The following is an 8,130-nucleotide window of genomic DNA, read 5'->3' as shown; positions in this document are numbered from 1 at the left end:
TCATGAAAGATGGTCCTTTCTTAAACGAAGACGGGGTCCAACCATCTTTCGTTTTTTATTTTAAATTTAAACTAAAATAAGCACTGATGTTAAGTCCATCAGTACTTAAAATTGTAGAACCAAAACTAGTTATAACGACCATAGAGACTAGATATTAAAATGCAGCTGACTTTTGGACGATGAAATTCTAATATTCTTAACTGAACGGCAAATTGAAAAAGGGTATAATTATGGGAAAAGGAGGAAGCTAAGATGGAACTTGATCAGGTTAGGGTAGCTCAATTAAGTGATCTTAAGGGAGTTACATCATTATATAAAGCAGTATGCGATCATCAATTATTAGATAAGTACGGTGCTAAGTGGACCTGGGGTGAGTACCCGAGTGCTAATGGCTTACGTGACTTTATTCAACAGGCCACGGTAGTAGTTGGGGTTAAGGATAACCAAATCATCGCAGCCGGAGTAATGACGACTGGAGAGGAATATCCTGATGTTAACTGGCCCACTAAGGTAAATGAACGAGAAATTGGTATCTGGCATTTGATTGCAGTTCATCCAGATTATCGGCGAACAGGGGGTTCTCACCAGTTTTTGGATGGCCTACTCAACGAGGCAAGGCGAGAAGGAAAGAGGGTAATTCACCTTGATGTCTTAGCTGATAATCTTCCTTCTGAGAAGCTTTATTCAAAAATTGGTTTTCGGCTCATCAAAGAGCTAATCATTCATTATGATGATATTGGAGATCAACAAGCTAAGGTAATGGAATATCAATTATAAGATAACCGTTCTCTGGCAGGTATTACTGTTAGAAAACGGTTGTTTTTATTTGAAAGTAGATTGGTGATTCTTAATGATCCACATTAGCAAGTGATAAGTAATTATTTTAATTTATTAAACAAAAGGCGTTAAAATCATCTATTTACGTTACTATAATTATCATAATTATGAATTATAAAATATAGTATTTATGATAAAAATGCGACATATTGATTTAATAGATGAAAATTATTTCATTACAGTTATTTGCGATTTAAAGAAAATTTTAGACTTTTATTGCCAAAAAATTTGCAATTATATTTATCGATTGAAAGACAGATGAAGTTACTGCTATAGCAACAAAATAGCTTTATAAATAGTAAAATTGTCTAACTGCTTGCTCTTATTTTTCAAGTGATTAATTTAAAGAATAAAAAATAATTGATAAATAAAATTATTGCGGCTACAATGATAATAGCATCAAACGATTATTTACGGAGGAAGTTGGTATTGTGAAAAATCGGAAGAGGATAAGTGATAAAGTTCTAGTCGGAACTGTGGCCGTTACTGGTGCCACTCTTCTTGGGGCTTCTACTTTAAACGCACAGGCTGATACTGTTCAACAGACAGTTAAGAATAACGATGTAAATGTTAACCCACAGACGCCACAACAAGCGGCTCAACAACGTGTTGATACTGCTCAACAACAGGTCAACACTCAACAACAGGTTGTTAATTCTGGTGTGCAAACAGTTAATAGTGCTCAAAATACGGTTAAAGATTGATCAATCTGCAGTTAATGCTCAACAAGCAGTTGTGAATAGTGCTGCAGCTGAAGCAAATTCTGCTAGTGCGGCAGTTGAGTCTGCCGTTACAAGCGCAGCTCAGAACCAGAGTAATGTTCAATCCGCTGCTAGTGCTGTTCAAGCAGCTAATAGTGCTGTTTCTGATCAACAACAAGTAGTAAATAGTAATAGTGCTCAGGTAAATAGCGATCAAAGTGCTGTTAGTTCTGCTAAGGAATTGCAGGCAAGTGCTGAAGCGCGGTTAAGTGACTATATTGTTGCTTCACAGGCTGCAGCAACTTCTGCCTTTAACTTCGCGTTAGAAAATGCGCAAAAAGCAGTTAATGACCAGCAGGATGCTGTTAACGCTGCTTCACAAGCTGTTAATACGGCTCAATCAGCAGTTCAAGCTCAACAAAATGCTGTTTCAATTGCCCAACAAACAGCTTCACAGGCTGCTGCTCAAGTAGCTAAGGATGCTTCTGCGGTTGCTGATGCTCAACAACGTTTGGATGCATTGAAGAATAACGGTAGCAATGATAATGTCACCGCAACTGCTCAACTGCAATCAACAATTTCTCAATTACAAAAGCAATTGGCAAATGATAAGCAAGCAGCTCAAAATGCACAACAGATGCTTGAATCTGCCCAACAAAATTATGATCATGCTACTGCTGCCCAAAAAGCAGCTGAAGAAAAGGTTAACCAAACTAAAGCTGCTTTAGCAAAGGCACAACAAGCAGTTACTACTGCTCAAGCTAATGCTGACGCTGCTCAACAAAAAGTGGCCACTGCTAAGTCTGATGCGCTAAAGGCCCTAGAGACCTACAATAATTACAAGAATGATAACGGTGTACCAACTGTTAAGACACCAAGCGATATTGTTCAACAGTATGAAAGCTACATTAACGGTAATCGTTACAATAGTCCACAGGTTAAGTCTGATTGTGCAGAAGGAATTGCTTTGAATGGCGGAGATCCTGCCAAGGGACTAATGTCAACAGGTTGGACAAGTACTGATGGTGGTAAGACATGGACTCCGTTATTGAAGACTAACTACCAAGCAACTGCTCAGGATAAGGCTGAGAAGGTTGACCCAAGAAATATGACAGCTGCTCAGCAAACCGAGATTACAAAGTTTGCCGCCCAGATTGTTAATAGTTTCCGTGATAGTTTCCAATCTACAGCTGCTGGTGCCGCTCACAGTTACGGAAAGGTTAAGGTTTCACCTTACGCAACTGAACTTGGTAACCAAGTAATTGACGGCGCTTATAATAATAGCGGTTGGAATAAGAGTAGTAACGCTACTGGTTCACCACACAATGAAAATGGCATGGTTACTGCCGCTAATAAGGCTGGTCTAAACACTGGCTTTGTGGGCGAAAACCTTTCAACCGGGTTACTACTTGATCCAGCTTCTCTTCATATTGCTGGCCTTAAGCAAAGTATGTCAATGGCTGATGTTAAACAAAGTATCTACGCTGGAATTTTAGCGATGATCTACCAAGATGTTGAAAATGCAGCTGATGCTCCACTTTACTATGGATTCGGTGGTCACACTGAAGCATTCCTTAATGATCCAAAGGGAATGAACGGCATTTCCTATGATGATAATGGTAACCAGTACATGACCGTTACTATTGATAAGGATGGTTGGGTTCACTATAACTTCTTTGACGATGGCCATGCTAATGCAGAAGTGAAGAATAAGCTTGCTCAAGGGGCAACCACTCCTGAAAACGTTAGTGCTGCACAAATCAACAATGCTCACAATGATTACCTTCAAAAGGAAGGTGCAGTTACCACAGCTCAAACCGCTGCAACGGCTGCCCAAAACGGGGTAACAACAGCACAAGCTAATGTTGCGACTGCCCAAACTGCAGTTAATAACGCTACTGCTGCTCAACAAAAAGCTGCTAACGAGACTCTTAACCAGAAGGCTGTTATGGAAAATGCCCAAGCAGCGGTTAACTTAGCAAACGACAAGATCAATGACTTGCAAGCTAAGTTAGCTAAGGTTCAAGCAGACTTGAATGCTATGAACGGTAGTGTTCAAGATAAGGCTCGTCAATTAGCCCAAGCTCAGACTAACTTAGCTGCTGCTCAACAAAAGCTAAATGCTTCGAAGAAAGTTCAAGCTAGTCGGGATGCTGCGGTTAACGAAGCCAATGCTAAGTTAAACCAGTTACAACAGAATGTTCAAGCAAAGCAAAACGACTTGCAACAAGCCCAAAGCGAACTGCAAAACAAGAAGAAAGAGTATTCTCAATTGAATAGTCAAATTCGGTTAGCTAAGGTCTTTGGAACATCTCTTGCTGCTGTTTCACCACAAAGCAACTACGAAAAGGCAATTAGTGATGCTAAGAAGGCAGTTGCTAGTGCTCAACAAAAGTTAAGTGATGATACCCAAGTTTACAAGGCAAGTCAGGCAAAACTTCAAGAATTAACTGCAACGGTTAGTCAACTTCAGACAATCTATGAAGCGGCTCTTTCAAATGCTAAGAAGTCTGATGCGGTTCAAAATGATGCAGCCGTTAAGAAAGCTAAGACTGCTTTAGCTGCTGCCCAGTTGAAGGTTCAAGTTGAAACTGGAAAGTTAACGCAACTTAAGGGAACCTTGGATAAGGATCAAACAACTCTTGACGTTGCTAATGGTGACTTAACTAAGGCTCAAGAAAAGCTTAACAGTCTTCAAGGTGAATTGAAGCGTGCTCAGATTACTCTTGATGGTTTGAGTCACCCATATATTCCTTCAACCCCTATTGCTGAAGAAACAACTTCTGAAGACGAAACTGCTACAAGTTCAAACGCTACTAATGGCGCTAGTTCAGCTACTGACCAAACTGAAACGAACTCAACAAGTGATGACAATGCTTCAACAACTTCTGCGGTTGCCAACGATGCTTCACAAAATGAAACTCAAGAAGCAAACGTTACGACTGAGGCTAACAATGAAGAAAATGACCAACAGGTTCTTACCAGCAAGGTTCAAAACCCAGGTAGTTTGAACCGGGCCTCCGAAGAAGCATCTGTAAAGAGTGAAATTGCAGCTCAAATTGCAGCGCGGAATGCTCACGCTGCTAACGATAATATGATGGCTGGCTTTGATGATCCGTACGATAATTATTACGACCTTCAGCAAGAAGCTGCAAGTATTCCATCTGCTCCACTTGAAGGGTATACTCGTCAACTTGGCGGTGAAAAGATCAATGCTAAGCTTGAAGCTGCTATTAAGAGTGGTCAAATTAAGTTGCCTTCAAGCAACACTAAGTCTGAAGCAAAGAAGCAACCAAAAGTTAACAAGGATAGCCTTACAGCCATGACGGTTGTAGCTGCAGGTGCTGCCCTTGCTACCGGAGCTTCATTGAATAAGAAGCGGAAGAACAAGGTTGCTAAGAAGCTAGAAGACAATGAATAGTTAAAATCTGAGTTAAATTACTCAAGATAAAAAAGAGTGAAGCTGAGAATTAAGTTTCTCGGTCTCGCTCTTTTATATTTTTATGATAAGTTATTAGGGAAGATAAATGAAGATTGAGGAATATGATGACAGAAAAAGCAACGATAAAAAATGCAATTTTAAATGGCTTATACGATCGAAGTTATCGAGGTCACCAGCAGCTAACACCAAGATTGATTGGAAATGAAGATGGCACAATTTGGGAAACGCTTCGTTATGAGTTAATGAATTGTAAGTCATTTACTTGGGCGGTAGCGTTTATTACCAGTGATATGCTAACGCCACTTAAAGTTGTTTTAGCTGATTTGGATCGGCAAGGGATCCAAGGAACACTTATTACTAGCGATTACCTTGGCTTTAATTCTCCGCAGATGTTTGCGGAACTACTTAAGATTCCTAACTTAAAGGTCATGGTTACTACAGTTACTGGTTTTCACACTAAGGGGTACTTTTTCACTCATGATGACTATTCAACGGCATTAATTGGAAGTGCAAACCTTACCCGAGCAGCATTGCTCCAAAACCATGAAACAATGTTGAAGGTAACCTCAAGCCAAAATTCGACCTTGTTTTCGCAAATTACCACTGGAATAAGGCACCTTCAAAGTGAAAGTTACCCGTTAACTAAAGAATGGATTACAAATTACGCTAAGAGTTGGCAATCATCAAAAGCAAATAACAGTTTAAAACAAAATAGCCAGAAAATTATCCCAAATCAAATGCAACGGACGGCCCTGAATGAACTTCAAGGCTTAATCAATCGTGGGGCACACCGGGGATTAGTGATTTCGGCAACAGGAACAGGTAAAACCTATTTAGGGGCATTCGCTGTTAAGGAGAACCAGCCACAGAAATTTCTCTACGTTGTTCACCGAGAACAAGTTGCACGAAAAGCGATACAGAGTTTTCGGCGGGTTATTGGCGGTTCACAGGAGGATTTTGGCCTAATTAGCAGTCAACACCATGACTTTTCGTCACGGTACCTTTTTGCAACGGTCCAAACATTAAGCCAAAAGAAGATCCTTGAGAAACTCTCTCCCCAAATGTTTGACTTTATTCTCGTGGATGAAGCACACCGGGCAGCGGCTCCTAGTTATCAACGATTAATGGATCATTTTAAGCCGAAGTTCTGGTTAGGAATGACGGCAACTCCAGACCGGATGGATAACCAGGATGTTTACGGAATCTTTGACTACCATATTGCTTATGAGATCCGTCTCCGTGACGCTTTGAATAACGACATGCTAGTTCCATTTCACTATGTAGGAGTTCAGGATTACGAAGCCAATGGTGAAGTGATTGATGAGACGACCAATTTAAAACGGTTAGTAGCTAGTGAACGGGTGAAGTATGTTTTAAAGCAGTTAGAATACTATGGCTACTGTGGCCGACAACCGCGAGGACTGGTTTTCTGCAGTCGGCAAGCGGAAGCCCGTGAAATAGCAAAACAGTTTACCGCTTTAGGTCATCCGGCAATTGCATTAACAAACCAAGATAGTAATTATCAACGCCAAGAAGCTGTAAAGCGACTGGAAAATGGTGAACTTGAATACCTGATTACCGTTGATCTCTTTAACGAGGGAGTTGATATTCCGTCATTAAATCAAATTGTGATGTTGCGAAATACTGAATCACGGATTGTTTTTCTTCAACAACTAGGTCGCGGATTACGGAAATACCCAGGGAAAGACTATGTGACTGTGGTTGATTTTATCGGTAATTATAAGCATAATTACATGATTCCATTGGCGTTAAACGATGATTCGAGCCGGGATCAGGATCAAGCGCGGTGTGAAGTCCAACTTCCGCAGAATATTGGTGTTTCCACGATTAACTTTTCACGGGTTGCCAGTGAACGAATCTTAACCTCACTGGATAAGACGAAGCTTGATTCAATCGCGGAACTTCGTCGAGCATACAGTGAGTTGGAACAACGCTTGGGTCGAGTACCGCTATTAATTGACTTTCTTCAATCTAATTCAGTATCGCCCGTTGTTTTTGCCCGCAATAAGCTTCTTGATAATTACGGAAGCTTTTTGGTTAAAATGGGCGAAAAAGTAAAACTAAACCAGTATGAAAACCAAGTCTTAACTTTTATTACGAAAGAACTTTTAAGCGGAAAACGGGCGCACGAACTAATCCTTCTTTCACTGCTAAGGGATCAGGAGGTCACTAAGAAACAGTTAATTGGTGCTTTAGAACAAAATAGCTGCTATGTTAATGAAGCGGTTTTACGTTCCCTAACAGATATTCTTAGTTTACGGTTCTTTGATGTTAAGGCTGGAAAGCAAACGAAGAAGCAACAGTATGGTGATCAATCAATCGTCACGGTTAACCAGGAAACTTACCGGTTGAACTCTCAAATTAAGAAGTCGCTAAAACAAAATTCAGATTTTCAACGACTCTTTATTGATGTGCTTAAAACCGGGTTAACTCTAAGCAAAAAATATGATCAACGCCAGCAATTCACCCTTTATCAGCAATATGATCGGAAGGACGTTTGTCGGTTATTAAACTGGCCATTAGACGTTAGTGCTCCGATGTACGGCTATCGGGTTGCCGAAAATGAATGTCCAATTTTTATCACGTATCATAAGAAGTCTCCAAATCAACGGAATGCAATATATGATAATCAGCTTCAGGATGGTCAATCATTACGTTGGTATACCCGCTCACCGCGTCATCTGTCTTCTGCCGAGGTACAGCGCTTGCTTGCGGGAGTTGACACAGGCCAGCAACGGGAGAAGTTACATCTGTTTGTCAAGCGGAGCGATGCTGTGGGAAAGCAATTTTACTACTTGGGAATTGCTAAGATTGATCCAGCTTCAGTAAGGGAAGAACTGCTTGGCGAAAAGAAAAAAGCGGCGGTGGGGATGAACCTCGTTTTAGAGCATCCGCTACCTACCACAATGACTAAAGTATTATTTGACTAGTGATTTTGCACTGATCTCTTTTAAACAACAAAGAGACCGAGATAATTCTCGATCTCTCAAAGTAAGTAAGATAGGTAGTCGTACAATACCCCTTAGGGTTGACACTTTAAATAATAAAAGTGTGAATCCTAGGGGGTGTTTTGCATTGTAAGTTATTCAACTATTGAAAAGCTTAAATTACTTCATGATTACCATGGTG

At 40.4% G+C, this 8,130-nt stretch carries 4 protein-coding genes; all 4 read left to right on the top strand.

Annotation, left to right across the window (positions count from 1 at the left end; genetic code table 11):
• Positions 1–252 precede the first annotated feature (252 nt).
• A complete protein-coding gene (locus tag HUK49_RS09990; protein WP_191913616.1) occupies positions 253–777 on the top strand; it encodes a GNAT family N-acetyltransferase in 525 nt (174 codons plus the stop codon).
• Positions 778–1,268: 491 nt separating this feature from the next.
• Positions 1,269–1,541 carry a hypothetical protein gene (locus tag HUK49_RS09985; protein WP_191913615.1) on the top strand — a complete coding sequence of 91 codons (273 nt, stop codon included), beginning with the start codon at positions 1,269–1,271 and terminating at the stop codon, positions 1,539–1,541.
• Positions 1,516–4,959: an SEC10/PgrA surface exclusion domain-containing protein gene (locus HUK49_RS09980; RefSeq protein WP_191913614.1), complete on the top strand. Its 3,444-nt coding sequence runs from the start codon at positions 1,516–1,518 to the stop codon at positions 4,957–4,959. Before HUK49_RS09985 ends, HUK49_RS09980 begins: the two co-directional genes overlap by 26 nt.
• Before the next feature lie 125 nt (positions 4,960–5,084).
• Positions 5,085–7,931 carry a DEAD/DEAH box helicase gene (locus tag HUK49_RS09975; protein ID WP_191913617.1) on the top strand — a complete coding sequence of 949 codons (2,847 nt, stop codon included), beginning with the start codon at positions 5,085–5,087 and terminating at the stop codon, positions 7,929–7,931.
• Positions 7,932–8,130 lie beyond the last annotated feature (199 nt).

Origin of the sequence: Limosilactobacillus portuensis (assembly GCF_014838735.1) — a bacterium.
Lineage (GTDB): Bacteria > Bacillota > Bacilli > Lactobacillales > Lactobacillaceae > Limosilactobacillus > Limosilactobacillus portuensis.
Note: the sequence above shows the minus strand (reverse complement) of the source record. Positions and strands in the feature narration are given on the sequence as shown.